We start from the raw sequence: 23,499 nt of genomic DNA on the forward strand, positions 1-23,499 counted from the left end.
AATATTTATATAAAACAGGTGTTCGAATGCCGGAGGCTGACCTATCCATTTTAAACAGGGTGTATGAGATCATCCTGAACCGGAAAGAAAACTACGACGAAAATTCATATGTCTGCAAACTTTTAAACCACCGCAAAGGCATGAACAAGATTCTCGAAAAGGTTGGAGAGGAATCCATTGAAACCATCCTTGCAGTCAGAAACGAAGATCATAAAGAAATCGTTTCGGAGAGCTCGGACCTGATCTTCCATCTGCTGGTATTGCTTGCAGCAAATAATGTTACTCTTGATGAAATCGCAGCTGAGCTAAGTGCCAGGCACGAAAAAATGAAAAGAGACTGAAAGAAATGCCTCAAGAAGACAAAGATTTAAAGGAACAGACAGGACATGAAGAGATAGATATTAAAGGACTCAAAAAGAGTAGTAAAAGAGATTGAGAGGGTTTGAAGCTCCTTAACTTCTGTCCTTCGGTCTGGCATTCCCTTAACTGAATTGCAGTTTCAATAAACTGCAAGTCTTCAATACACAGCGAGTTCATTCAGTACATCGGTTTTTGACAAGGTTCCTTTGGGAACTCCGTTGATTGTTACAATAAGCCTTCCTACGTTATATTTATGGAAGAGTTTTACGACATCATAGAGCTGCATGTCTCCGTCAACGGTTATCAGCTCTTTCGTCATTATGTCCTTAACCTTTACATTTGGTTTTCCCTGGGCAATGGCATGTGCGATATCGGTATAGGTGATTATCCCTACAATTTTTCCTTTATCTTCCACAGGAGCTCCATGTACATTATTCCGGATAAAAAGTCTTGTTGCTTCCTGGATGCTGGCGTTCATGTTAACAAGGAGCGGAGGATACTTCATATAATGCTTGACATGCTTTTTAGGCAGGGAGATCATTTCTGTGATATTAAAAAGGATTGAATTATTAGTGTCATCCCTTCCCGTAACCTCACCACGGATTATCAGGCGGTTTACCGGTGTCGGCCCTACCTGAAGCTTGTCATCCATTACAAAATCCCTGATATTTCCTATTACTCTTATTACCCCGTTGCAGGCGTCGGGATTCCGGACGGTCGTAAAGCTTATTTCTGCAGCTGTTGCCCCGTTAACTATTACGTTGTTTCTGTAGAGAGGAACTACGGATTCATTTTTTAGCTGCTGAATGCGTAAAGAATCATACGCTGCCCCTGTCGGTTTATATCCTCCTTTCGGCCCGGGGACCCCCTCAACCAGGCCAAGAGCTTTTAATAACTGCATCTGGTTGCGGACAGTTCCAGGATTCCTCTGGATAACTTCGGCAATTTCTTCCCCTTTAATTGCCCTATCTTTTTGCCGCTGAAGATTGATTAATGCAATGATAATGTCTTTTTGAATCGGAGTAAGTTCCATACTACCACCATCAATTTCATATACCTTGTATCAGGATGATGTATAACATCTATACATCGAGAATAGTTAGATCGTCTTATTTACCATAATTAATGATTATAAATTCCTAATACAAATTACAATTACAAATATAAATAAAGTCCGGTTCTGCTAAGAAATATGGCTGGTTTTATATCTGCATTTAAGTTATTATAATTTGGAATTAAATATAATTTATAAATGAAACCTGGTAGACAAGAGTTACGACATTATTGTTAATTATGGAACGAATAAAAATAAATTAAACAGTACTTTGTAGACAACCGTATTATTATGGAAAAATGGTGTTTTAAGGATAAACATATGTTTTGCAGTATATAATATCTCTCTTAACTGAGTTCAATGATCCAAATCGAGTTAAAGAAACTCCGCTAAGAAGTTTTTGCCAAATATTTACTTGCGGACTTTAGATTTTTCTGTTAGATTTCTCCGATCAGAAAAACCTTTATATAGATTAAAAGAGCCCCCAGAGGGTTAGAAAATGATGATTTTTGAGAAAATTCACACAGTTCCTACTTCCGAGGAGTTAACCAATAAAGCATTTAAACGGGCAGCAAGAGCTATGTCCGGGAAAACTATTGATGGGAGGGACAGCCGTCTTAGAGCCAATGAGTCCATGGTACTGACGGCTGCAAATATTTTCACGGATAACCTTGCAAATATAGTCAGGCGATTCCCGAGTTTCGAACAATTACCCAGATTCTATTATGAACTGACAGACATCCTTGTAGGCGTAGAGAAACTCAAGATGTCCCTTGCATCTGTGGACTGGGCAAGCAGAAAAATTCATGAAGTTGCAAGGAGCTATGTAGGAAAAATCCGGGACTCGGACATTCCGGAACCTGTAAGAAAAGAAGCTTTCGGCAGGCTTGCATCCATAATCAATTCCATCAATAAGGACCTCCTCTTTCTGAACGAAGCCAGAAACATTCTCAGAAAACTCCCTGATGTTCAGGACGAGCCAACGATTGTAATCGCGGGCTATCCCAATGTGGGAAAGTCGAGCTTTGTTTCAAAAATTACCGGTGCAACCCCTGAAATCGCTCCTTATCCTTTCACAACAAAAGGTGTAACTATAGGTCACTTTACACGGGATGGAGTCCGCTATCAGGTTATGGACACACCCGGTCTTCTTGACCGCCCCATGGCTGAGAGAAACGATATTGAGCGGCAGGCAATTACCGCAATCCACTATCTGGACGCAGTTGTAATGTTCATAATTGACCCGAGTGAGAGCTGCGGATATGAGATTGAAGACCAGAAACGCCTGCTTGCAGAAATCAGGGAGAACTTTAACCTTCCCCTGCTTGTGGTCGCCAATAAAGCTGACAGGCCGGAGTTCACTAAAACGGATGAGGTCGAGCTGAACATGTCCACAATTACAGGAGAAGGAATCGAAAATGTAATGGACAGGCTTCTGGAGATGATTGAAGAAAAACGCCTTAGGTCTTCAGAAGAGCAGTCTTTAGAAAAACAACTTTCAGAAGAGCCGGATGGGGAATCTTCTCTCTGACTTTTTATCTAACCTGTGTTCAGACTATCCTGAGCTGCATCAGCAGGGCAAGTGTGATAAGTATCAGCCCTGTTGTCAGCCGTATTTCCACCCTTCTTCTTTCTCTGAACTCAGTAACTTTTGTAGGGCTTAGTCCGAAGGCGAGTAAAAGCCCGAGGCAAACTACAGGCAAAAGAAGTCCAAGATTGTAAATTCCCATGTATACTATTCCTCTTGCTACATCTGTTCTTAATGCCAGCATACTCAGGATCGAAAGATAGATTGCCCCGACGCAGGGAGCTTTGACCAGGGAAAACATACCCCCTGCAAGGAAGGACAGAAGCAGGAGATTCTTTTCACCCATTCGGCTCATAAAGTCCTTAAGGGATTTCGGGGTCCTGAAGGTAGATTTTGCATGTGTCCTCAGCCAGTAGGCATCATAGATATGCCAGAGCCCGAGCAGGGCAGTCAGCAGGATAGTAATTACCGAAAAATGCATCCTGAGGTGAGGCATGAGATTGACAGTGCTCAAAATGCTTAACCCTGCAAACATATACATGGTGAAGACTCCAGTAGAGAAGCCAAGAGTGATTTTGAGCATTTCTTTTTTCCCTCCTCCCTGCTGGGCCAGGGTAACAGAGGCCAGAAAAGCCATTACTGCAAGCAGGCAAGGATTAAAACCGGCAAGGATACCTGCAGCCAGTACTAAGAAAGGGCTCATTCTCTCAAGGTGTTTACTTTTTCCTTCCCTGCTTCCTGTAAGAGGATACCCGGATTCAGGGGAAAAGAAAAAAGTAGGGGCTTCGATGGTCTCCTGAAAAAAAATTTCGATTGTGTTCAAATTTCCGTAAAAATATCCGGTTGATCCGCCTCCTGCCGAAAAGCTCGAACCGGAAGCAGGGCTCAGTAACAGCAAAATAGATATAAAAACAAGAGTTCCTTTGGTTACAGGCAGCGGACACATTAATTGCTTTTTCATACCTCTCTTCCGAAGCTATTTTTGCAGAAACATTCAGAAATTCCTCTTATGGATGGTATCCCTTTAGAGAACATGATTCTTCGATACGGACAGTTTTCATCAATAAATAGAAATTACTTTTGGGGTGTTCTGGTTGGAAGGTTTTGATCAGAAAAATGCTCAGTGCAAAATATTACTGGTTAACGTGTAGTGGAACAGCTGCAAAAAGCTTTTTTCTATATATCAGGGTATCTGGATACCTCGATATAAATTTTCCCAAAGTTAACAGCATTATTCTGAAACGAGTTAATTGAATAAAAATAAAAGTGCAGGAAAGAAAAGAATACAGAGAAAGAAGTGAATGCAAAGAAAAGTGAAAAGAGAAAATAGAAAAAGGAAGAAAAAAGAAAAAAGAAGCTCCTCTTTAACTTTAAGGCGTGAAGTCCCCTTCCTCGGAGCGAAGCGACAGGTGGGGGATGAAAGCCGTCAACTTCACTATATTAAGTTTAACAAAACCTATATATTTCTTTAAAACGCATAATGTATAGTATGTTAAAAGCCTACAAATATCGAATCTACCCTAGCAAAAAACAAAAGGAAATGATACAAGTTCATTTTGGTGCATGTAGATTTGTCTATAACTGGGCTTTAGAACAAAAGATAAAAACTTATGAACAAACTAGGAAATCAATATCGAGGTTTGATTTACAGCACATTTTAGTCCATGAGGTAAAACCTTCTAACAAATGGTTGAAAGAAGCTAATTCACAGGCTCTACTTGCCTCTTTAGTAAATGTAGAATCAGCATTTACGAAATTCTTTAGAGAGAAATCCGGATTTCCTAAGTTCAAGTCTAAGAAAAATCCGGTTCAATCATATCAAATGCCTCAACATTATGCGGTAGATTTTGAGAAGCAGATAATTAAGCTTCCTAAAATAGGTGAAGTTAAAACCATACTTCATAGAAGGTTTGAAGGCAAACTTAAAACCGCAACAATTTCAAGATCAAGTACAGGAAAATATTATATCAGTATCCTTGTAGATAATGAAAAAGATATTCCTGAAAAGCAGAACTTTTCAGAATCAACTACAATAGGTATTGATGCAGGCATCAAAGATTTTGCAGTTCTATCAAATGGAGAAAAGGTTGAAAATCCAAAATACCTTGAAAATTCTCTAAAAAGAATGAAAGCTCTCCAAAAAAGAGTATCGAGAAAAGTTAAAGGCTCTAAGAATAGGAATAAGGCTAGACAGCATCTTTCAAAAATCCATGAAACTATTAGCAATCAGAGAAATAATTTCCAGCATCAACTCTCTTTCAGACTGATTAGCGAGAACCAAGCTATTGCGCTGGAAACTCTGAATGTTAAAGGTATGGTAAAAAATCATTGTCTGGCTCAATCTATTTCAGATGCTTCGTTGAGTAGTTTTGTAACAAAATTAGAGTATAAAGCTGAATGGTTGGGAAAAACCATTTTACGAATAGGAAGATTTGAGCCATCTTCTAAATTATGCAATGTTTGTGGGCATCACAATTCTAATCTAACTCTTGATGTTAGAGAGTGGACGTGTCCTGATTGCAAAACAAAGCATGACAGAGACATAAATGCTGCAATCAATATCAAAAAGTTCTCTTCAAGATCAAAATCTTATAGTTATCTGACACCTATGGAACGCAGGGGATGAGCTTGTGGACTTGCGAACGGTAGTTCGAGGGATGAAGCAAGAAGCCCCTTCCTCGCTTTCATCAGAAAGCAGGGAGGGGTAGTTCACTAGACTTAGAGCACTTTTTCCATGATGCTCAGGGCTTTTTCGATATCTTTCATTGAAGCCGCATAGGAAATTCTTATGTAGCCGTCACCCGCGCTTCCAAAGGCTGTTCCCGGGACTACGACAACACCGTTTGAGATCATTTTTGAGGCGACCTCTGCGGAGTTTGAGACTCTCGGGAAGGCATAGAAAGCTCCTTTAGGAAGAGCGCATTCCATCCCGAGTTCATTGAGCCCTTTTACAAGCACGTCCCTGCGTTTCCTGAATTCTTCACGCATGACATTGATAGAATCTTTTGGTCCGGTAACTGCAGCGTAAGCAGCTTTCTGGGCAATTGAGTTTGCACAGGCCTGTACGTACTGGTGCACTTTAAGCATCTGGGCAATGTACTCTTTTCTTGCTGCGAGGTATCCGAGTCTCCAGCCTGTCATAGCATAGCTTTTTGAAGTCGCGTTTACAGTAATCACATTATCCGAATAGCTGGCAGGGCTTACATGTTCGCCTTCGTAAATAAAGTACTCGTAAACCTCGTCAGAAATGATGGTTATATTGTGGTCATCTGCAATCTCGGCAAGGGCTTTGATATCTGCCCTGCTTGAAACAGCGCCTGTAGGGTTGGACGGGGAATTAAGGATAATGGCTTTTGTCTTAGGAGTAATTCTCTCAAGCACGGAGTCCGGCTTCATGGTAAGGTCTTCCGCAAGAGGTACACTTACTACTTTTCCGTTCAGGATTTCAGTCAGGGCGTTGTAGGACACAAATCCGGGATTTGAGATAAGAACCTCGTCTCCGGTATTGAGGAGGGCTGCAAGGGCAACAGTAAGGGCTTCAGAGGCTCCTGAAGTCACAATTATTTCCTGAGGAGAGACCGAAAAACCGTTTTCTTCCTGGAATTTATGGCTCAGGGCTCCCCTCAGTTCAGGGATTCCGGGACCTACGGTATATCCGGTAAAACCTTCATTTATGGCTTTAATTGCTGCGGCTTTTATGTGTTCAGGGGTATCGAAATCGGGCTGTCCGAGCCCGAGATTGATGGCGTTTGAGCCTGCAGCTTCGAAAATCTTTCTGATTCCGGATGTATCTATCCGGGAGACGTTTTCTGAAAACTTAATTTCCTTCAAATCATTCCCTCCTTCAGTCCCTGCAAATTACATACCATAAATCCTGCTTTTTTGCCTTAACATGTTATTGTAACGATTATTTTAAGCCATTATTTAAAAATCAGCCCATTGTCCACTATCGATTGTTCAATAACTACTACCTTTATTCGATATTTGTGTGCCTTGACTTGAGTTCTGCTTCTGAAGCACCTGTAAGTGTAATCAACTGGGCAATTATTGAGTCCAGGAAGACAAGGGAGGTAATTTCAAAAGCAGTGCCCAGGGGAGGCAGATTCTTGTAATCTCCTCTCATATTTTTTTCGAGGTAGCCGCCTGCATCATGATCGTTTTTCGTCTTGCTCGGAAGGATCATTGCAATATCAGAGATTCTGCCGAGGGTAGACTCCTTTTTGGAGGTGACGGTTATAAGGGTTGAGCCTATATCCTTTACAATTTTCCCCAGGTCTGCTATGGAACGGGTTTCTCCAGAACCTGAAATAGCAATCACAACATCCTGTTGCCGGACAGCCGGGGTGGTGGTTTCTCCTACAACGTATACTGTGAATCCGAGGTGCATCAGTCTCATTGCAAAAGCTTTGGCAACAAGCCCGGACCGGCCTGCCCCCATTACAAAGACTCTTTCCCCTTCCAGAATCTCCTGAAGCATACTTATTATAGCTTCGCGGTCAAGTACCTTAATTACCTCATTGAGGTTTTCCGCTATAAGTTCCATTGATAAAATTACATCTTTGCAGTCTTTTACCTGATCTTTTTTCATATGAGTTCTCCAAAAAGCATTGAGTTGAGTTCTCAATGACTAATAATAATAACTTTTTATTTACTTCTACCGGATAACTGAGAATAATCTCAAAACACTGGAATGTCGAAAACTGGCGGAGTTTCTGAGACAACTAACTATACAGTATTACTGGAACTACCGAGACTAAAACTCCTGAAATCCTTTCCAGATAACCTTTTTCCGTTTTCTTAAACTTATTGGTAGGGATTTCAGGACAAATTTCTGGAAGCTTCTGTTTTATCCTGCTGCTGTGCCTGCCCATCATCGGCTTGTTTGCTGCTCAGTTTTATAATTAATAGCTTTTAGTTCCCAGCTGTCGATACTATTTCTGAATTCCTGGTAAAGCCGCTGTATATCGCAGTCACTCCCGTTCCAGTAGAAATCCTTTCGTACCTCCCCTTTCTGGAGTTCTTCAAGTACAAACCTGGACAAATGGAAGAGAGCTTTTTTGTTGGAAAAGGGAATGCTGTAATTTACGCGATAACCGCCGGCTGTTTTACCGTAGGACACAAGGATATATCCTTTACTTTCATATTCCGTGATCTCATCAAAGTCGCAGATTATCTCAAACTCGTGAACAGTAGACGGATCTACCTTTGAAATACCAATGAGTACCTGCGCTATGATATAATCAGGAACCTTTCGTCCGAACCATACTGCAATTTTCCCGTAGGTACAGACTACGTCAACGTCGTTCCTGCCCATCTCAAAGGAGCCTAGGGACTGGGGAGGGGATAGTTTTGCTTCCAGGTCTTGGGTCTTTTGGGCACACATTGTTTCCACTTCGTTACTTACTTGCAGAGACAAGTGCACTAATTAGATTCCTGTCCTTTTTAAGGGTTTTGAGCTGGTTTGCGGGCCCTATAACCGTAAGTCTCTTGCTGCTCTGTTTTTTGAAAAACTTTCCCAGCAAAGAGGCGTCGGCATTTGCAGGGTAGCTCTGCATCTCGATTCCAGAAAACACGTCCGGCTGAATTGCTGACATTGTCATCTCAATGAGTTTCGCTTCCTCCATAGGGTTAAGACCCTTTTCAAGCACAAGGATTTTGCCTTTTCGCACCTCGTCGATTATATACCGGACTTTTTCCATGGAAGCCATCTGAGATATCTTGGCTTCAGATACAAGATCAAGTTGGATTCCCTGCATTTGGATCACCCGAACTGTTTGGCCAGAGCTTCGTAGAATGAGTCCATTCCCACCCCTTCAAGCGCCGAGACAGGTACCATGGGATGTTGAGGGAAGGCTTCCTTTATAACTCCGGGGTCAGCGTCAGGAAGGTCTACCTTATTTGCTACGATGAGAAGCGGAAGGTTTCTGGCTTCCATGTTTCCTATAACAGTTACATTGACCTGAGTATAGGGATTTTCTGTAGAATCCATAACCAGTATGACTCCGTCAAGGTCATCCAGCCATTTGACAGCCTCAATTACGCCCTCTGTTGCTTCTTTGGATCTTTTCTTTGATTCGACATCACTCATTCCCTGTTCCATAAAGTCGTGGAAGTCGATCTTCGTTGCAAGCCCGGGAGTGTCAACAATATCAAGACTGATAGTGTGCCCGTTAGTCTCAATAGTAACTCCGTTTCTCCTTTTTGCATGCCTGGTCTCGTGGGCGATGTGTGAAACCGAGCCCATGGTTTCCTCGCTTCCGACCCAGTCCCTGAGGATACGGTTACTGAGGGTTGTCTTGCCTGCATTGGGGGGGCCGTAGATGCCGATACATGCTCCTTTTTTCTTGAAGAGTTTATTGAATATTTTTGAAAAGCTTACCTTAAATCGTTTTATCATATTCATGGCTTCCCTCCATTGGGAAAAGCATAACACCAAAGGATTTCTCGGATTGCTTTCCTGTATGGATTACTGGTGTTTTCGTGACCTTTTTATTTAATTGATCATAGCATATAAATAATTTCCATTTGTTAAGCTGTGGGAATCGGAGAAATTGGAGATACTGACTTCTCCTTTTCAGTATACCTGGGATAAACAGCAGACCTGGGTCTTTCTATATAAAAAATAGAAAGTGCCTGCGTGAAATAACACCAGAATATAAATAAATTACTTCATATCGCCTGATTCCCGCAGAAATTTAACAAAAAGTTTTTGATAAAGAAAATGTTCAGCCTGTCTGTAACTCATTTCCTATTGTCTGTAACTCATTTCCTATTGTCTGTAACTCATTTCCTATTAAATTTTTATGTTTTTACTGATTTTCAGTACTTTCCTTTATATCTTTTCCTATTTTTATTCATCATATCTTAAAAATATAAATGATCACTATCCTGTTAAGGATTTTGCAGGCATCATTTATTAAATTCTCTTCCTGTTTTCTTGTTACCGTAGTTCGAAAAACCTGACCTGCTGAGCCTTAGTCCCTTGTCTTAACTCACCGCATACATACACCAGTGTTACTCTGTTACTCTACGCAGTTTCTGATGAGTAGTTCTAAGAATGCTTTCAATAGAGTCCCTCCAGAATTTTTTTGCTAATCGGGAAATTCAAGGTTGACTATTTACTCTTTTTTAGGGTTTTAATTGTATATTTACTTTATTTATTCAATTAAGAAGATTATATATGAGAATAGATTACATTATATATGAGAATAGACTACCTTAGTCCCCTGATACCTAAAAAAAGGATTTTTTACTTCTTTCAAAAGTAGAACATTCTTTTATTAAAAAATCAATTTACCGGTTTTAAAAGAAGACAGGAGAAAGTATAGTGTTTTTTAAGAAAAATCAATTCTGTTTAGAGAAACAACTTATATTTTGAAGGCTTTTTTGTTAGATCTTATTGTTTTCTCTTAACAGGGCTTAGGGATCATTATTACCTGGCTGATAGACAGGCTAAAGCTTCTACAGCGCAAAGGTAGAAAAACTGGAGATTCTACTTTGGTGCCCTTGAGTAATATTAACAGATTAAATAGGAATTGCTAACAGGAACTTCTGGATTTCTTTCTCTTCAGGAGTATACTCACTTAAGGAGTATATTCACTTATCCTTTATTGCCGAATTTATAGCTATTTCAGCTATGTTAGAGCCAAGGTCTCCTATTCTTGAGAGGCTGTCTACTATAGTCCCGAGAGATATCATGGTTTTGTGGGACTCAAGTTTAAGAATTGACGCATGCAGTTCAGTTACACGTAAACGCATACCATCGATACTGTCAATTACCTGGTTTGCAAGAGAAGTATCGGAGTTATACAGGGCATCCACCGCCTGCTCAACCAGTCCCATATACGTACTGCTAAGGTTCTCTATGACTTCCATTACATCTTTCCTCACAGGCTCCTGAATTTTTGATGCAACATTTGCTATCCTCTGGGAGTGATCTGCTATTCTTTCAATAGGACCTGCTGCCATTCTGAAGTCATGATATTCATCTATACTTGTTTCAGAAGAGTCGGGCATTCTTCCTCCGCAGAGAATGGAACGGAACTGCTTGGAAATCAGAAGGCACAACCTGTCAACTTCATCATCCCTCTGGCTAACATCGAGAGCAAGGTCGTGGTCAGCAGTTTTGAGGGCTCTTATGGCATCCTTTTGCATGGAACCCGTAATCAGGAACATCCTGTGTATGCCTTTTTTAATATGGAGTTCATTGGGATTGAGAAGATCCTGGATGACCACACAGTTTGAGCTTTCTTCAATAATTTCAGGTCCTATCAGCTTGTAACAGACTTTTCTAATGACCTGTTTCTGCTCGGTAAGTATTCTTTTTGAGGTAAACTCTATCCGGTCATAGCCATAGAGGTATGCAGCAATAATATCCCTTTCCAGAGCTTTTGCTTCATAGCCTGTTACATCTATATGTTTCGTTTTTATCGTGCGCCCTTCAAGAATAGGGTCAATTAACAGTTTTCCGTCCGGCTGAGTATGGATGGATACTCTTGTCCCTGTTTCGATTCCTACTTTTTCGGCCCACTGTTTGGGTAGGGAAATAATATAAGTGGATCCGCCTGTCTGCTGTACTTTTCTGGTTTCTATATGGATTCCCCGTTTTTACTTGCTCAGGCCAGGCCTGGAAATAGATGGAAGTAAGATGAAAATTGGATGATACTTAGTTAATATGTATAACTATTTATAATGTGTAGATAAGAAGATAATATATATACAATTCGGTATTACTATTTATATCCTGAAGAGTTTTTCTTTTTTTGGGAGTAATTCCTGAGTTCTGTATTTAAGTTTATCCCATTCTCTGCTCGGAAGAGAGGTAAAAAATATTAAAGAGCAGAGCATTCTGGACTTAATGACACTTAAAGGGCATGCCTGCGCTTTCGGAGCTGGGACAATAATAAACGCCATAGCCACCTGGAAAGGTGCGGCATTCGGAATAGATTTAAAAACCTTTGCAGAGGTGAAACTCTCGGAAGGTGAATTGGTAATTACTGGTTCAATTGAAGAAATGCCTGAAGGAGATACTCGCCTAATAGAACACTGCGTTGAACTCGTCCTTGAGAGATTCGGGCTTGAACTCGGAGGCACTATAAGGACAGGGAGTGAAATTCCCCTTGCAGGAGGGCTCAAGAGCAGCAGTGCTGCAGCAAATGCTTCAGTCCTTGCAACCCTCCGGGCTGTCGGGGAGACAATGCCCTCTCTTGAGATAGTAAAACTGGGTGTAAAGGCTGCAAAGGAAGTAGGGGTTACGATAACAGGAGCTTTTGACGATGCCTGCGCCTCCTTTTTAGGAGGGATTGTAATCACTGACAACCGAAAGATGGAACTTATCAGACGCGAAGAAGCCGATTCAAAAGTCCTGATATTTGCTCCGGCAAAAAAGGCTTTCAGCGCGAGTACGAATGTTAAACGGTCACAATTGATTGCACCATATGTGGAAATGGCATACGAGCTCGCTCTCGCAGGAGAATACGAGCGTGCAATGACGCTTAACGGCTTTCTCTACTGCGGAGCTCTTGGGTTTGATACCGAACATATGCTCAGGGCTCTGGAATGTGGAGTTAAAGGAGTAAGCCTTTCCGGAACAGGCCCTTCTTACGCAGCCCTGGTAAAAGCCGAGCAGGTGAAAGAGCTTAAATCAGCCTGGGAAAGCTGCGGCATGGAAGGAAGAGTTATAGAAACCAGTATAAATAACAGAGATGCGATATCCTTTAACAGAGAGGGATCCTTTTGAGTGAACTTGAAGCCGTCCGCAAAGAAGTAGAGGAGATTGACAGGGAAATCCTGTCCCTTATTGACAGAAGGGTTAACCTTGCTGAGAGAATACTTGAATCAAAAAGAATAAATGGAACTTCCATAAATGACCGTAAACAAAACGAGGTTGTAATTAACAGGGCATTAAATGCTGCAACCGAACTCAACCTTGATGTAGGATCGATAAAGGAAATTTTTGAAATTCTTATAAGGATGAGTATCGAACGCCAGAACGAGTTAAGTGGAAAGGGAAGCCTGCCCTGATTGCCTCAAAGGAGCAAAAAATGGTCGATATTTCACTGATTATGGGCTCTGAGTCAGACAGGGCAATCGCCAATCGTGCGGTTTCCGTAATTGAAAAAACCAAATATACTTACGAAGTGATGGTTATCTCTGCCCACAGGAACCCTGACGAGCTTGACAGCTATATCTCGAACACGGACGCAAAAGTCTTTATTACAATAGCAGGTCTATCGGCAGCCCTCCCTGGAGTTGTTGCCTCCAAGACTAAAAAGCCTGTAATAGGTGTACCTGTAAGCGCAAAACTAGGCGGGCTTGATGCCCTTCTTTCCATCGCCCAGATGCCTCCTGGTGTGCCTGTAGGAAGTGTAGGGATTGACAACGGGGCAAACGGGGCATATCTTGCCCTGAGGATTCTGGATTTAATTGGAACTCCTTAAGAACACTCAGAATTCCAGTTTCTAATTTGTTCGCTGGGGAGTTAAATTCCCGAAACATTTTTTCATATTTTTACGTTTTTTATCATATTTTACTCTTCTAGTCCCATCTTTATGGAGTGATATTAAAAGATGTAGAATAACAGGCATCTGATTTGAAAAAGGAGCTCTGGGAAACATCTGGAGAAGGAGTCTTCCTGCAGAACGCAATTTCTCAGATGCCAGATAAATAATATGATTCCATATATATAAAATTAATATTATACTGAGTACTGAAATACATTCAGCTATGGGATCAGGTTAAAAAGTAAAAAAGCTTCCTGTTATTCACAGGATCTGGCTGCACGGGCTCAGGCTTATCAAGGGCAGGTGTTTCGGATATAAAGTTGAGGCTGCTTTCAGCTTTCTGATACTTATGGAAAATCAGTTCATGTCAGAAATCAGTTCTTGTCAACAAGTCTTGCATCCAGGATCTTTAAGGAGCCTGTGTCGCCTTCCCATTCAATTTCACTTTTCACTATTTCTATGCGCTTTTTGAAGAAAGGTGCGTCAAGGACAACGGTTTCGTATTCTCCGCCTTCCCCTGCCATATGAACCATGTACCTGCGGTTAAGGGCTTTGAGATTTTCTATTGAGTTCACATTAATAGGGCGTCCAAGCCAGGACTTATCGAGACCCTCGGCTGCAACTCTCACAATCCTTATATCAAGAACTTTTGCCATCTCATTCAGGAGCTCTTCAGGATCTTTATGCCAGAGAGGAGCATACACTTTAAGTCCGAGAGAATCGCAAATCTTCTGTACCCTGCTCGCCTGGTACTGCGACTCAATAGCGCCTACGGATACTCCATCCACATTCACTTTCCTCAGGGCAAGGGTAAGGTCATCCAGTTCAAGTTCTTTGATTCCGCTGGACTGCTGCTGAATCAACGGGATTTCACTGGCGGCAGAGATGAGTTCTACCATGTGGAGGTTGATTGAATGGTACATATAGGAGTCGTCCCTTGCGGGAATAATATTAATGAGGTGAGTAACCTCATGCCCCTCTTCAAGGGCTTTTTGAATGGCAAAGACCGAGTCCTTGCCGCCAGAAATCAGTGCTGCGAGTTTCATCTGCATCCTCTTCCATAAATCTATTTTTTCGTACTTCCAGGTTATGACTTGGGATTATAGTTCGTGGATCATTATAATATTTTATATGTTTTTCCCTTTTGGCATTCATCATCCACAGACTTTTTACGAGCTCAGCTCTCTGCCTCCAGCTTTCCAAAATTGGCTTCATAACGGGATTTCATTTCTTCCCAGGTTGGAAGGCTGGTCTGGCAGCCTCTTGTCTGCACGGCAAAAGAAGCTACTGTTGAGCCTATTTTTCCACAAGTGGGAAGGGAATAACCTCTTGTGTATGCCAGCAGAAAACCTGCCCTGTAAGCATCTCCTGCTCCTGTAGGATCTACAGCCTTTACAGAGACTACAGGAATTGCCCATTCTTCGCTGTCTTTGTAGATCCTGCTGCCTTCCGCATCATAGGTAACAACAATAATATCAATCATGGATCTGAGTTCGAAAAAGCTCTTTCCTGTCATCTCTGAAACCCGCCTGATTTCATGCCTGTTTGCAAAGAGAATGTCGGTGTGGGCGAGAATTATCTCGAGATTCTCTTTTGAGTAAGTGACCAGATCCTGTCCGGGATCAAAGGATACAAATCCGGAGATTTGTGCTATCTTTGCATTATAGACGCAATCTGCCGTTGCCAGGTGGACAAAATCTGCAGGTTCGGGTTCCAGCTCTTTGAATTTTGAGGAAGCTCCCCAGTAAAAGTACGTTGTCTGGTTATCTTTCCTATCAGTAAAAATGAAAGCCTTGGAGATTTTTCTGTCTTCAATACTGTAGAGGCGGGAAAGGTCAACGCATGCTTCCTTAAGAAGCTTCTCGTATCCCGAGCTTGAAAAATCCGTGCCAACAGGAGATATCAGCTGGCTTTTTCCTCCCAGCTTTGCAATGGCAACTGCGATGTTTGCAGCCCCTCCCCCAGGATACTCTTCATAGTCAATTATAGGGGAAGATTCGTTTTTTCCTGCGATATTTTCAACATCTACGATATAATCAAGGGCAGTATGCCCTACTACGGAGATAGTTCTGTCCATGCAGTTTCCTCTTTTTTACGGGTCTGGGAGAAGCTCGAGAGTTTTTGAGATTGCGTACTTTGAGATCGAACATATTCTTAAAAGTTGAGTAAAGTAAAAACTCAGGAAAAGATAAAATTAGTGATTTTATCCGTTTCTGCCGTGGCAGACAGCACGACGGGTCCTCTATTTTAAGCCAGAGATTCATTGAGCCCTGGCTATGCGACGCTGCCTGGATGGACGTCGCACAAGGTACACCTTCCTCTGCCCCGGCAATTTAATAGGTTTAAAGGAAAGAACCTGTTTATTTGTTTGCCTTGCCTTTTTGCTGCTGTTCGCCTTTTTCTCCTGACCTTTCGAATTCCGTGACTTCGACAACTGTCAACGGAACATCGCGGAGAGACTTTCCTATGACGGATTTTGCGATCCTTTCCGCATGTTCTGCAGATTCGGCATCAAAAACCTTCATTTCGAAAATAAGCCCTACAAGTGCGGTGTTTGCTGCTATGAAAACACTGCTGAAAGGCTCACCGCATGCCGGACAGGATGTAGTTCCCACATCTACCTCTACAAAATCAAGTTTGGGGTTCAGGCGCTTTCCAGCCTCAGAAATCGCAACCCCTATTGCATCATCAGCTGTTTTTACATCTCTAACCAACCAAGCTGCTTCAAGTACCACATGAAAGTTCTTCATAATTTTCCACCATAATTATTGGTATACATTCTTAAAATTATCCCCGAATAGGGAAAAGTTACGAAACCTGAGGAATAGAGTGAAGTATGTTAATTATTTCGGTTTCGAATACGTGTTTGTATTTATAAGTTTTACGTATTATATGGTTTTTCAGTTTAAGCTTTTGGCTTTTTAATTTTGACTTATAAGTGTTAAAACCTCGTTTAGTAATAAAATCTTGTTTATTAGTGTTACACTTAGTTTATAAGTTTTAGCATCTTATTTATATTGTAAAAAGGGTTTCGTCATCTACTGCAAAGACCCCGAGCTTTACTCCAGCATCAAGCCAGGCATGCCCATAGCTGAAAGAAGCAAGGGCATTCACAGGGTCCTCATTTTCAAGGAAATAGATTCCATCTTTATAATAAGCTTCTGCCATTGTGTAATAATCCTCTGCTACAGCATGCATATGGGAGTTAGGGATTGGAGAGTACTTTGCTTTCTGCAATGCTCTTTTTAACATATTCTCATATCGGTTAACCTTTTCATTTAAATCAGCAGGCATCTTGATCACCAGATAACCAGTTTAGGAGTTATTCAATTGGTTTTTATAAAGTAGAGTTTATTCGACCGATATTTATTCAAATTGGCTAAATTCAAATTCAGTTCTTACTTAACTGGACTTATTTGATTTCTTTATATTCAGTTTCATTCGATATTTTCCATTATTTCTTCAGGCCCGGCTGCAAGTTTGACAAGGGCTTCGGCTTCAAGAAAATGCAATTTTCCCGGAACTACAAGAATATGAAGAGGTTTTCCGAAATCAAAATTCTTCAGGTTTTCTGCATAGTCAGCTTTTACCAAAGGCTTTTCCGAGCCTGCTCTTGCTATTCCCACAGCAACAGCCCTGTTCATTACTTCTTCTCCTCTTTTTCTTTCAACCTCAAGGAGAAGTTCAAGAGCAAGGTTAACGGACATATATCCTTTTTCGTTATCAATATCCAGAAAAACAAGAGTGTGAAGTCCAAGTTCGGAGTTTTGTTTTATGGTATCGTAGGGTGTTTCTGAAACGACTTTTGTCCCTCGCCTGCTTTCGTAAGGATATGGGATACTTGCAGACTTTCCAAAGCGGTAGTTCTGAAGCCCTGTAAGCCCTGAGACAGCTGAAGTAATGGATGCTCCGTGAATCAGGCGAGTTTCTATCCCGAGATTTTTAGCCCTGAGGCGCAGGTCAACGTGAGTTGTGGAGACCATTGTATCTCCACCTGTTAGGAAAGCTATATTTTTATCTTTTGCATTATCAAGCCACTCAGGCTGCTGTTCCACGTCTTCCCTTGAGAGTAAATGGACCTGCTTTCCGTAAAGTTTCTCCATTTTTTCAGGAGTTGTCCCCATGAGGTGGGAAGTATAAAACTCAGCGTACACGAGGTCAGCTTCCCGGATAGCTTCAAGTCCTTTTAAGGAAACATCATATTCGTCAAAAAGGCCCAGTCCTATAAATGTGAGCATAACCCGCTTTAAGAGCTTATTGGTTTAAAACTTTTGGCGCCGCAAACTAATCGGAGAATCTATGAGTGTGAGTCAAGGATTTGCGGATACGCTCAACATATTTATATCTAAAAATTAATAATAGCAATGAGACTTACAATCTCAGTTTTTGGAGATGATCTTTTATGGTTAAGGTTACGCTTATTCATGCCAGCTGGTGTACGGCCTGTCCGGCAACACGCAGGCTCTGGAAAGACCTTAAATCAGAGTACGATTTCGAGTATGAAGAAGTAGATGTAGAGAGTCCTGAGGGACAGGCTCTTATTGATAAGCACGGCATAGTTGGCGTCCCTACAACTCTTATTGATGGAGAGCCTGCATTTACAGGACTTCCTAAAAAAGCCGACGCCATAGCTCGCATTAAATGAAAGTATGCCAGGCTTTATTTTTTTGAACTCATTTTCTATTTATGGGAGGTATTATGTACGATCTGATTATCATAGGAGGGGGGCCTGCAGGGCTTGCAGCGGGCATTTACGCCGTACGTTTCGGGCTTGATACCCTTATTCTGGAAAGAAGCGAGATAAGCGGTCAGATCTCGATGGCCGATGTTGTAGAAAACTACCCTGGCTTTCCATCGATTTCTGGACTTGAGCTAATGGAAAAATATAGAACACATGCTCAGGAAGTAGGGGTGAAAACCAAGATCACTGAAGTTCTCTCTGTCCGGACCGAAGGCGCAAAGAAAATCATTTCAACGGACAGCGGGGATCTCGAAACAAAAGCTGTAATAGTTGCCACAGGTGCAAATCCAAAGTATCTTGACGTGCCTGGGGAGAAAGAATTTATCAGTAAGGGAGTTTCCTACTGTGCAATTTGCGACGGGCCTTTTTTCAAAAATAAAACCGTAGTTGTTATAGGAGGCGGCAACTCTGCAGTTACGGATGCTCTTTTTCTGTCAAAGATTGCCCAAAAAGTATATCTTGTCCACAGGCGGGACCATTTGAGAGCTGCTAAAGTCCTTCAGGATCGGGCGGCTTCAGTTCCCAACATAGAGTTAATGCTTAATACTATTGTCCTGGAAATTGTAGGGAGCAGAGAAGGAGTTAAAAAAGTAGAAAAAATTATATTGCAGGACCTTAACAGCAAAGAAGTCCGTGAGCTTTCCACTAATGGGGTTTTTATCTATGTAGGAATCCACCCAAATACCGAATTCGTTAATGTGGAAAAAGATACAGAAGGCTTCATCAAGACAGACCGCTGGATGGAAACCTCTGAGAAAGGAATATACGCCGCAGGAGACTGCAGTTACACTCCTATCTGGCAGCTTGTAGCAGCAGTAAGAGATGGGGCAGTCGCAGCCACAGCTGCATATGAATATATCGAAAAAATGAAATAAAAAATATTCCAGAGGGTTCAGACTATAGAACCCTCATGAAAATCAGTTTAGCCTGGAAAAACATCTAAGAAGCAGTTAGAGGAATAATACGGAACTTAGATTATCTGATCTTAATAACCTTAAACCTAAACTTAAACCTGAATATATTAATAGTCTTAAACTTAGATCTTAGAATTCTTATCTCGAGTCTTTGGATTATATATAAGGAATAGGAGCCCTAGAGGTCCAGAAATTCTAAAGTCAACACTATCCATGCAAAAATCAAAAAAGAGGACAGCAAGTTCTCTGTCCCGAATTTATGCATTCAGGAATTCGCTTTAAGGCTTTATTCCAGCATTTGATTAATCCTATTATAAAAATCTATGATCAGTTTTGTCGCGTCGCTTTCCATGTTCAGCTGGAAAGTGCGAATCTGCTTCCCAAGAGGTTTTTCTATGACAATACCCGACTCTATTAACGGGGTAATTACCCTTGATACACTGGAATGTGACAGACCGGTTTCTTCTGCTATTCCAGATAGGTAAGTTGATTCGTTCTGGTGCTCGATCAGATTTTTAAGGACGGTCATCTGTGCGGTTTTACCAAAGATTTTTTCAAGTGGATCCATTGTTATCATCTCAGAGGTGGCTGTTCTCCGTAAGTGATTCTTATTTCCAATATTAACTTGCTATTTATGGTTATAAACTTATCTGCTTATTGGGTGGTCAGGCGATTCATATGAAATCCTCTAAATATTTGGATAACTCGGCTTTCTCCCCAATTACTGTGTACATTTTTAGATACTCTCTTCGTTTTAATATTTGAGAAATGTTTAATACCTAAGAAAATATATACTGTATGAGGTGGAGGGAAATGCAGAACATTGATCTTAACCATGAAATATTAAAACTTATAAAAGAACAGCCTGAAATAAGCGAAAGGAACATTGCCCTTGCTCTTTCGATCTCAGAAGACACAGTAAAAACTCGGATTGCAAACCTTCAGGATATCAGAGAAAAAATCCTGATTGTGGGTAATAGGAAAAAAGCCTATGAAAACCTTAAGAAAACACTTGAAGCTGAAAACTATAATGTTGTCAATATCTTGAATAGCTTTTCAGCCCTTGAAACAGTAAGCGAGGAAAGACCAGATCTTATACTGCTTGATACGGCTTTTCTGGATACAGATGGCTTTGAAATTTGCAGGCAACTCAGGGCCAACCCAAAATACCGATGGGTTCCTGTTATGATGCTGGGCGAAAAGAATGAAGCAGAAGACAGCATTAAAGCCTATAAGTCTGGAGCTGATGATTACATTACCGCACCATTAAATCCTCTGGAGCTAAGAGCAAGAGTAGGAATGATTTTGAGACGTAGCCGGGTTTAAATTCGAGAGAGAATTCATTGTCTTATAAGCACTGGCACTCTGATAAAATGGCTTATTTAAGGTGGAATTCCCTTTTCTTTCTCCTTTCAGATTTTGCGTGCTTTTAAGATTTTACATGCTTTTAAGATTTTACATGCTTTAAAGAGTGCTCTAAGGTTCAAAATTCATCAGATTCCTTGAAAATATCTTAATAAAATTATTTACTCACTTTTTAAGAGGTTTTCTTCACTGATATCTTATAATAAGTCCACCGATCCATATTATAACATTTGCTCAAAATGTGCTTGAAATACATCATGTTAAATTTAATAAGACAGATTTTCAGATATATTTTAGGAATATAATAATTATTTTAATGAAGATAGTTCCCTGCAGATCTGATTATGTCACTCTATTAAAGTGAATTTCGTTGTTAAAGATACAGATTTTTCAAAATTACATTTTCTCGTCAGAACCAGATTTATCTATAAACATCAGATTTTCCGTCAAAATTACACAGTTTCGTTGGAGTTTTATAAGAGTTTTGCCGCAACCTCGAGATTGAGGCAACAGGTAATAACTTCAACGCAGTCTACACATAGAAATGGCTTTCTTTTTATCCAGAAGAGATCTGTCCGGCCAATATCCGATTGTATTTCATGACCGGTTCCAAAAGAAGAATAAAACAGACTGATAAACAAACATTACGAGCATATATAATAATTCAGATGTATATTAAAAATAAATTAATATAAAAAACCAATAGTTATGGAATAATATATTATATATTTCCAAAATATTGGCTTAATTCTTAAACACATTTAGAATACTTTATTTTTAAAATAATAAAGTAAATGAATATTTCAAAATGTTTAAAAAAGAATAAAACGTAAATTATTATGCGTAACTGTTTATGTGTCCTTATTTTTGATAAGGAGCTAAAGTATAGAATCCATTTAATGCTCTAAAAGCATATAATATTGTTGTTTAAGGTAGATGTGTGGTAAAGCGGTGGAAAAAATGTAGTCCAAAAAATGTGTGGTGAAGTTATGACTTCGAATGAATGGTATAATAAAGGCGTTGCACTCCAAGAATTGAAAAGGTTTACAGAAGCTCTGGATGCATACAACAAAGCTCTGGAAATAAGCCCTGATAACGCGAAAATCCTGTTTAGCAAAGGGATTGTCCTAAAAAACCTCATGAGGTATGAGGATGCCCTTGAGGCTTTTGACAGATCTCTTGAGATCAACCCTGCTGACGCCAAAACCTGGTGCTTTAAAGCTGAGCTTCTCTTAGGCCTCATGCAGTACGAAGAAGCTCTGGATTCATTCTACAGAGCGATATCCCTTGCTCCTGAAGACCCGGAAGTCTGGTACAGGCGGGGAATGGCTCTCAGGGAAATGCGAGCATATGAAGATGCAATGGATGACCTTGAGAAATCTATCAGGCTCTATTCAAAGAATTATGACATGAGTTCTATGAGCGCAAGCGAATGGTGCAAGAAAGGTATGGGACTCTGTAAAATAAAGAGTTACCATGAAGCTCTTGATGCCTTTAACAGAGCACTTGAGTTAAACCCGACTAACGGGAAAGCCCTTTACAACAAAGGAGTTGCTCTGCGCTGGCTCGGAAAAAACGATGAAGCAAAGTTATACATAGAGAGAGCCGTGGAGATTTTTGACAACAAAATCAAAGCAAATCCCGAGAATGCAAGATTCTGGTATAACAAAGGGATAGCCCTGAGAGACCTTGAAAGATACAAAGAAGCGCTTGAGGCTTTCGAAAAGGCTATAGACATCAACCCGAGCTTTACAAAAGCCTGGATCGGCAAAGGAATAGTTTACGACAGAGTTAAAAAACACCAGAAAGCAATGGAAGCCTACGAAAGGGCAGTCGATATAAACCCAATATATTCAGACCTTATTTGAGTAAATCTAATTCAGGACATATTCCAGAGAAACCGCAGAATACTGAGCCGAAAAAGCCGTTACCGGAAAAATTCGTACAGGAATTAACAGGTATGACGGCTAAAATTAACTTTTTCTGTTATTTTTTATGCTTGCTGACTTTTATTTATGCTGATATATTTTACAAATCCATCTGAAGATCCCATGGTTCAGCATATTTCCCTTGATTTAGCACATCAATGAATCCAATCAGATCCTGAAATGTGTTAAGCTGAAAGTCAAAGCATTGTTCTTTTTCATCTGTTTGTCTCCAGTCTCCATAGGAAGCATATGCTGTTTTAAAGCCTAGCTTTCGTGCAGGAGCCATGTCCCTTTTAATACTATCTCCCACCACCAGGCTTTCCTCCGGCTTTATTCCGAGGGAGTCAAGTGCAAAGAGAAAATGGGCAGGATCAGGCTTTTTAGTACCTGTCATATCTGCAGATACCAGGAATTCAAAGGAATCCAGAAGCCCGACTCTCATAAGCCTTGCCTGGGCATGATATTTGTCAGCATCTGTTATTATTGCAAGCTTCAGGCCAAGTTTCTTTAGTTCCTCAAGAGTATCCCTCACGCCAGGATATAATTTGAGATTTTGCAGTTTTTCCCTGTCATAAATCTCACAGCAATATCTGTACGCCTTGACTGTGTAAAGATTTCTCTCCTGCATGTAGTCCCTTATATTTTCATAATCTTCAAACCCATAAGTTCCCCTGAGGAAGTACCTGAAAAGTTCTTCAGGGTCTTTCATAAAGTTCTTATCCTTTTCTCCAAGATAAGAAAGAATCTCCCTGCATGCTATGAGTTTTACGGCTACGAAATCAAAAAGAGTGTTATCCATATCAAAGAGAACAGCCTTCAGGGTTTTCTGATGGCTTTGCTGTATATTTTTCAGGATATTTTCCGTATTTTCTTTAGTCTCTCTCATCATTTCCCAGCCTATTTTTCATTATCCCCTTGTTTCCTCATCTGCTCAATCTTTCTTGATCTATTCGAGAAATCTGTTCAATATTTTTCTGATTACTTTCATGCCCCATGGAGCTCTTTTGATGTTTTTGAAATGTATTTTTACCGTTTCTGGATCTTTCTGATCTTCTTCTCTTTCCATTCTCTTTTTCTGCACATTTCAGACTACTTTTTGGGGAGAGG

Annotated in this window: 24 protein-coding genes and 1 pseudogene; 10 read left to right on the forward strand and 15 right to left on the reverse strand. The window is 40.7% G+C overall.

All coding sequences use genetic code 11. From position 1 onward, the window contains the following. Nucleotides 1–26: 26 nt before the first annotated feature. Nucleotides 27–341 (forward strand): phosphoribosyl-ATP diphosphatase, encoded by a 315-nt coding sequence (gene hisE / locus MSHOH_RS15825; protein ID WP_048141068.1) that lies wholly within the window; start codon nt 27–29, stop codon nt 339–341. A 176-nt stretch (nt 342–517) separates the two neighbouring features. On the opposite strand, the gene MSHOH_RS15830 is transcribed toward hisE, so the two are convergent. After that, nucleotides 518–1,393 carry a CBS domain-containing protein gene (locus MSHOH_RS15830; RefSeq protein ID WP_048141070.1) on the reverse strand — a complete coding sequence of 292 codons (876 nt, stop codon included), beginning with the start codon at nt 1,391–1,393 and terminating at the stop codon, nt 518–520. A 520-nt stretch (nt 1,394–1,913) separates the two neighbouring features. On the opposite strand from MSHOH_RS15830, the gene MSHOH_RS15835 reads away from it, so the two are divergent. Continuing rightward, the gene (locus tag MSHOH_RS15835; protein ID WP_048141072.1) at nt 1,914–2,945 is read left to right on the forward strand and encodes an NOG1 family protein; all 1,032 of its coding nucleotides are present in this window, start codon (nt 1,914–1,916) and stop codon (nt 2,943–2,945) included. Nucleotides 2,946–2,964: 19 nt separating this feature from the next. On the opposite strand, the gene MSHOH_RS15840 is transcribed toward MSHOH_RS15835, so the two are convergent. Beyond that, nucleotides 2,965–3,903, reverse strand: a complete 939-nt coding sequence (locus MSHOH_RS15840) for a cytochrome c biogenesis CcdA family protein (RefSeq protein ID WP_239451016.1) — start codon at nt 3,901–3,903, stop codon at nt 2,965–2,967. 528 nt (nt 3,904–4,431) lie between these two features. On the opposite strand from MSHOH_RS15840, the pseudogene tnpB reads away from it, so the two are divergent. Then, a pseudogene (gene tnpB, locus MSHOH_RS15845) lies at nt 4,432–5,545 on the forward strand (IS200/IS605 family element RNA-guided endonuclease TnpB). 115 nt (nt 5,546–5,660) lie between these two features. On the opposite strand, the gene MSHOH_RS15850 reads toward tnpB, so the two are convergent. The 6 genes from MSHOH_RS15850 to MSHOH_RS26075 form a co-directional block, all read right to left on the reverse strand. Continuing rightward, the gene (locus MSHOH_RS15850; protein WP_048141074.1) at nt 5,661–6,773 is read right to left on the reverse strand and encodes a pyridoxal phosphate-dependent aminotransferase; all 1,113 of its coding nucleotides are present in this window, start codon (nt 6,771–6,773) and stop codon (nt 5,661–5,663) included. Nucleotides 6,774–6,915: 142 nt separating this feature from the next. Beyond that, a complete protein-coding gene (gene hxlB, locus MSHOH_RS15855; protein WP_048141076.1) occupies nt 6,916–7,530 on the reverse strand; it encodes a 6-phospho-3-hexuloisomerase in 615 nt (204 codons plus the stop codon). Nucleotides 7,531–7,812: 282 nt separating this feature from the next. Further along, on the reverse strand, nt 7,813–8,325 hold the full coding sequence (locus MSHOH_RS15860; protein ID WP_048141078.1) for a hypothetical protein: 513 nt from the start codon (nt 8,323–8,325) through the stop codon (nt 7,813–7,815). Between the two features lie 13 nt (nt 8,326–8,338). Then, a complete protein-coding gene (locus MSHOH_RS15865; protein ID WP_048141080.1) occupies nt 8,339–8,698 on the reverse strand; it encodes a DUF2073 domain-containing protein in 360 nt (119 codons plus the stop codon). Nucleotides 8,699–8,703: 5 nt separating this feature from the next. Beyond that, on the reverse strand, nt 8,704–9,345 hold the full coding sequence (locus MSHOH_RS15870; protein ID WP_048141082.1) for an Era-like GTP-binding protein: 642 nt from the start codon (nt 9,343–9,345) through the stop codon (nt 8,704–8,706). A gap of 1,193 nt (nt 9,346–10,538) precedes the next feature. After that, nucleotides 10,539–11,534, reverse strand: a complete 996-nt coding sequence (locus MSHOH_RS26075) for a PhoU domain-containing protein (protein ID WP_082089382.1) — start codon at nt 11,532–11,534, stop codon at nt 10,539–10,541. Nucleotides 11,535–11,799: 265 nt separating this feature from the next. On the opposite strand from MSHOH_RS26075, the gene MSHOH_RS15880 reads away from it, so the two are divergent. From MSHOH_RS15880 to MSHOH_RS15890, 3 genes are read left to right on the forward strand one after another with little or no spacing between them, the layout of a single operon-like run. Further along, the gene (locus MSHOH_RS15880; protein WP_048141085.1) at nt 11,800–12,681 is read left to right on the forward strand and encodes a shikimate kinase; all 882 of its coding nucleotides are present in this window, start codon (nt 11,800–11,802) and stop codon (nt 12,679–12,681) included. After that, nucleotides 12,678–12,965 carry a chorismate mutase gene (locus tag MSHOH_RS15885; RefSeq protein ID WP_048141086.1) on the forward strand — a complete coding sequence of 96 codons (288 nt, stop codon included), beginning with the start codon at nt 12,678–12,680 and terminating at the stop codon, nt 12,963–12,965. Before MSHOH_RS15880 ends, MSHOH_RS15885 begins: the two co-directional genes overlap by 4 nt. Nucleotides 12,966–12,985: 20 nt before the next feature. Continuing rightward, complete coding sequence (locus MSHOH_RS15890; protein ID WP_048141088.1) at nt 12,986–13,381, forward strand: 5-(carboxyamino)imidazole ribonucleotide mutase; 396 nt, start codon at nt 12,986–12,988, stop codon at nt 13,379–13,381. A gap of 437 nt (nt 13,382–13,818) precedes the next feature. On the opposite strand, the gene MSHOH_RS15895 is transcribed toward MSHOH_RS15890, so the two are convergent. The 5 genes from MSHOH_RS15895 to dph5 form a co-directional block, all read right to left on the reverse strand. After that, nucleotides 13,819–14,490: a diphthine--ammonia ligase gene (locus MSHOH_RS15895; protein WP_048141090.1), complete on the reverse strand. Its 672-nt coding sequence runs from the start codon at nt 14,488–14,490 to the stop codon at nt 13,819–13,821. Nucleotides 14,491–14,621: 131 nt separating this feature from the next. Then, nucleotides 14,622–15,521, reverse strand: coding sequence for a carbohydrate kinase family protein (locus MSHOH_RS15900; RefSeq protein WP_048141092.1), 900 nt, complete (start codon nt 15,519–15,521; stop codon nt 14,622–14,624). A 283-nt stretch (nt 15,522–15,804) separates the two neighbouring features. After that, nucleotides 15,805–16,194: a DUF555 domain-containing protein gene (locus tag MSHOH_RS15905; RefSeq protein ID WP_048141094.1), complete on the reverse strand. Its 390-nt coding sequence runs from the start codon at nt 16,192–16,194 to the stop codon at nt 15,805–15,807. A 262-nt stretch (nt 16,195–16,456) separates the two neighbouring features. Further along, nucleotides 16,457–16,738 (reverse strand): DUF357 domain-containing protein, encoded by a 282-nt coding sequence (locus tag MSHOH_RS15910; protein ID WP_048141096.1) that lies wholly within the window; start codon nt 16,736–16,738, stop codon nt 16,457–16,459. Between the two features lie 143 nt (nt 16,739–16,881). Beyond that, complete coding sequence (gene dph5 / locus MSHOH_RS15915; RefSeq protein ID WP_048141098.1) at nt 16,882–17,682, reverse strand: diphthine synthase; 801 nt, start codon at nt 17,680–17,682, stop codon at nt 16,882–16,884. Nucleotides 17,683–17,846: 164 nt separating this feature from the next. Between dph5 and MSHOH_RS15920 the strand changes: the two genes are divergently transcribed. Both MSHOH_RS15920 and trxB read left to right on the forward strand, forming a co-directional pair. Continuing rightward, complete coding sequence (locus MSHOH_RS15920; RefSeq protein WP_048141100.1) at nt 17,847–18,089, forward strand: glutaredoxin family protein; 243 nt, start codon at nt 17,847–17,849, stop codon at nt 18,087–18,089. A 53-nt stretch (nt 18,090–18,142) separates the two neighbouring features. Then, nucleotides 18,143–19,060 (forward strand): thioredoxin-disulfide reductase, encoded by a 918-nt coding sequence (gene trxB, locus MSHOH_RS15925; RefSeq protein WP_048141102.1) that lies wholly within the window; start codon nt 18,143–18,145, stop codon nt 19,058–19,060. A gap of 325 nt (nt 19,061–19,385) precedes the next feature. Here the strand turns inward: trxB and MSHOH_RS15930 are convergent, their stop codons facing one another. Further along, nucleotides 19,386–19,667, reverse strand: coding sequence for a MarR family transcriptional regulator (locus tag MSHOH_RS15930; protein ID WP_048141104.1), 282 nt, complete (start codon nt 19,665–19,667; stop codon nt 19,386–19,388). Between the two features lie 245 nt (nt 19,668–19,912). Here MSHOH_RS15930 and MSHOH_RS15935 point away from each other — a divergent pair, with 245 nt between their 5' ends. Both MSHOH_RS15935 and MSHOH_RS15940 read left to right on the forward strand, forming a co-directional pair. Continuing rightward, the gene (locus MSHOH_RS15935; RefSeq protein WP_048141106.1) at nt 19,913–20,425 is read left to right on the forward strand and encodes a response regulator; all 513 of its coding nucleotides are present in this window, start codon (nt 19,913–19,915) and stop codon (nt 20,423–20,425) included. Between the two features lie 1,028 nt (nt 20,426–21,453). Beyond that, entirely contained in the window at nt 21,454–22,332 is an 879-nt protein-coding gene (locus tag MSHOH_RS15940) for a tetratricopeptide repeat protein (RefSeq protein ID WP_048141108.1), read from the forward strand. A 160-nt stretch (nt 22,333–22,492) separates the two neighbouring features. On the opposite strand, the gene MSHOH_RS15945 is transcribed toward MSHOH_RS15940, so the two are convergent. After that, complete coding sequence (locus tag MSHOH_RS15945) at nt 22,493–23,278, reverse strand: HAD family hydrolase (RefSeq protein ID WP_048141110.1); 786 nt, start codon at nt 23,276–23,278, stop codon at nt 22,493–22,495. Nucleotides 23,279–23,499 lie beyond the last annotated feature (221 nt).

Source organism: Methanosarcina horonobensis HB-1 = JCM 15518, from assembly GCF_000970285.1.
GTDB classification, from domain to species: domain Archaea; phylum Halobacteriota; class Methanosarcinia; order Methanosarcinales; family Methanosarcinaceae; genus Methanosarcina; species Methanosarcina horonobensis.

Excerpts from the sequence above, each read along its gene's own strand:
- MSHOH_RS15870 (WP_048141082.1), bottom strand. The coding sequence starts at position 9,345 with ATGAATATGATAAAACGATTTAAGGTAAGCTTTTCAAAAATATTCAAT.
- MSHOH_RS15895 (WP_048141090.1), bottom strand. The coding sequence starts at position 14,490 with ATGAAACTCGCAGCACTGATTTCTGGCGGCAAGGACTCGGTCTTTGCC.
- MSHOH_RS15890 (WP_048141088.1), top strand. The coding sequence starts at position 12,986 with ATGGTCGATATTTCACTGATTATGGGCTCTGAGTCAGACAGGGCAATC.
- MSHOH_RS15860 (WP_048141078.1), bottom strand. The coding sequence starts at position 8,325 with ATGTGTGCCCAAAAGACCCAAGACCTGGAAGCAAAACTATCCCCTCCC.
- MSHOH_RS15835 (WP_048141072.1), top strand. The coding sequence starts at position 1,914 with ATGATGATTTTTGAGAAAATTCACACAGTTCCTACTTCCGAGGAGTTA.
- MSHOH_RS15900 (WP_048141092.1), bottom strand. The coding sequence starts at position 15,521 with ATGGACAGAACTATCTCCGTAGTAGGGCATACTGCCCTTGATTATATC.
- MSHOH_RS15910 (WP_048141096.1), bottom strand. The coding sequence starts at position 16,738 with ATGCCTGCTGATTTAAATGAAAAGGTTAACCGATATGAGAATATGTTA.
- MSHOH_RS15940 (WP_048141108.1), top strand. The coding sequence starts at position 21,454 with ATGACTTCGAATGAATGGTATAATAAAGGCGTTGCACTCCAAGAATTG.
- MSHOH_RS15930 (WP_048141104.1), bottom strand. The coding sequence starts at position 19,667 with ATGGATCCACTTGAAAAAATCTTTGGTAAAACCGCACAGATGACCGTC.
- MSHOH_RS15945 (WP_048141110.1), bottom strand. The coding sequence starts at position 23,278 with ATGAGAGAGACTAAAGAAAATACGGAAAATATCCTGAAAAATATACAG.
- hxlB (WP_048141076.1), bottom strand. The coding sequence starts at position 7,530 with ATGAAAAAAGATCAGGTAAAAGACTGCAAAGATGTAATTTTATCAATG.
- MSHOH_RS15830 (WP_048141070.1), bottom strand. The coding sequence starts at position 1,393 with ATGGAACTTACTCCGATTCAAAAAGACATTATCATTGCATTAATCAAT.
- MSHOH_RS15865 (WP_048141080.1), bottom strand. The coding sequence starts at position 8,698 with ATGCAGGGAATCCAACTTGATCTTGTATCTGAAGCCAAGATATCTCAG.
- trxB (WP_048141102.1), top strand. The coding sequence starts at position 18,143 with ATGTACGATCTGATTATCATAGGAGGGGGGCCTGCAGGGCTTGCAGCG.
- MSHOH_RS15840 (WP_239451016.1), bottom strand. The coding sequence starts at position 3,903 with ATGAAAAAGCAATTAATGTGTCCGCTGCCTGTAACCAAAGGAACTCTT.
- dph5 (WP_048141098.1), bottom strand. The coding sequence starts at position 17,682 with ATGCTCACATTTATAGGACTGGGCCTTTTTGACGAATATGATGTTTCC.
- hisE (WP_048141068.1), top strand. The coding sequence starts at position 27 with ATGCCGGAGGCTGACCTATCCATTTTAAACAGGGTGTATGAGATCATC.
- MSHOH_RS15880 (WP_048141085.1), top strand. The coding sequence starts at position 11,800 with ATGACACTTAAAGGGCATGCCTGCGCTTTCGGAGCTGGGACAATAATA.
- MSHOH_RS15920 (WP_048141100.1), top strand. The coding sequence starts at position 17,847 with ATGGTTAAGGTTACGCTTATTCATGCCAGCTGGTGTACGGCCTGTCCG.
- MSHOH_RS15905 (WP_048141094.1), bottom strand. The coding sequence starts at position 16,194 with ATGAAGAACTTTCATGTGGTACTTGAAGCAGCTTGGTTGGTTAGAGAT.
- MSHOH_RS15935 (WP_048141106.1), top strand. The coding sequence starts at position 19,913 with ATGCAGAACATTGATCTTAACCATGAAATATTAAAACTTATAAAAGAA.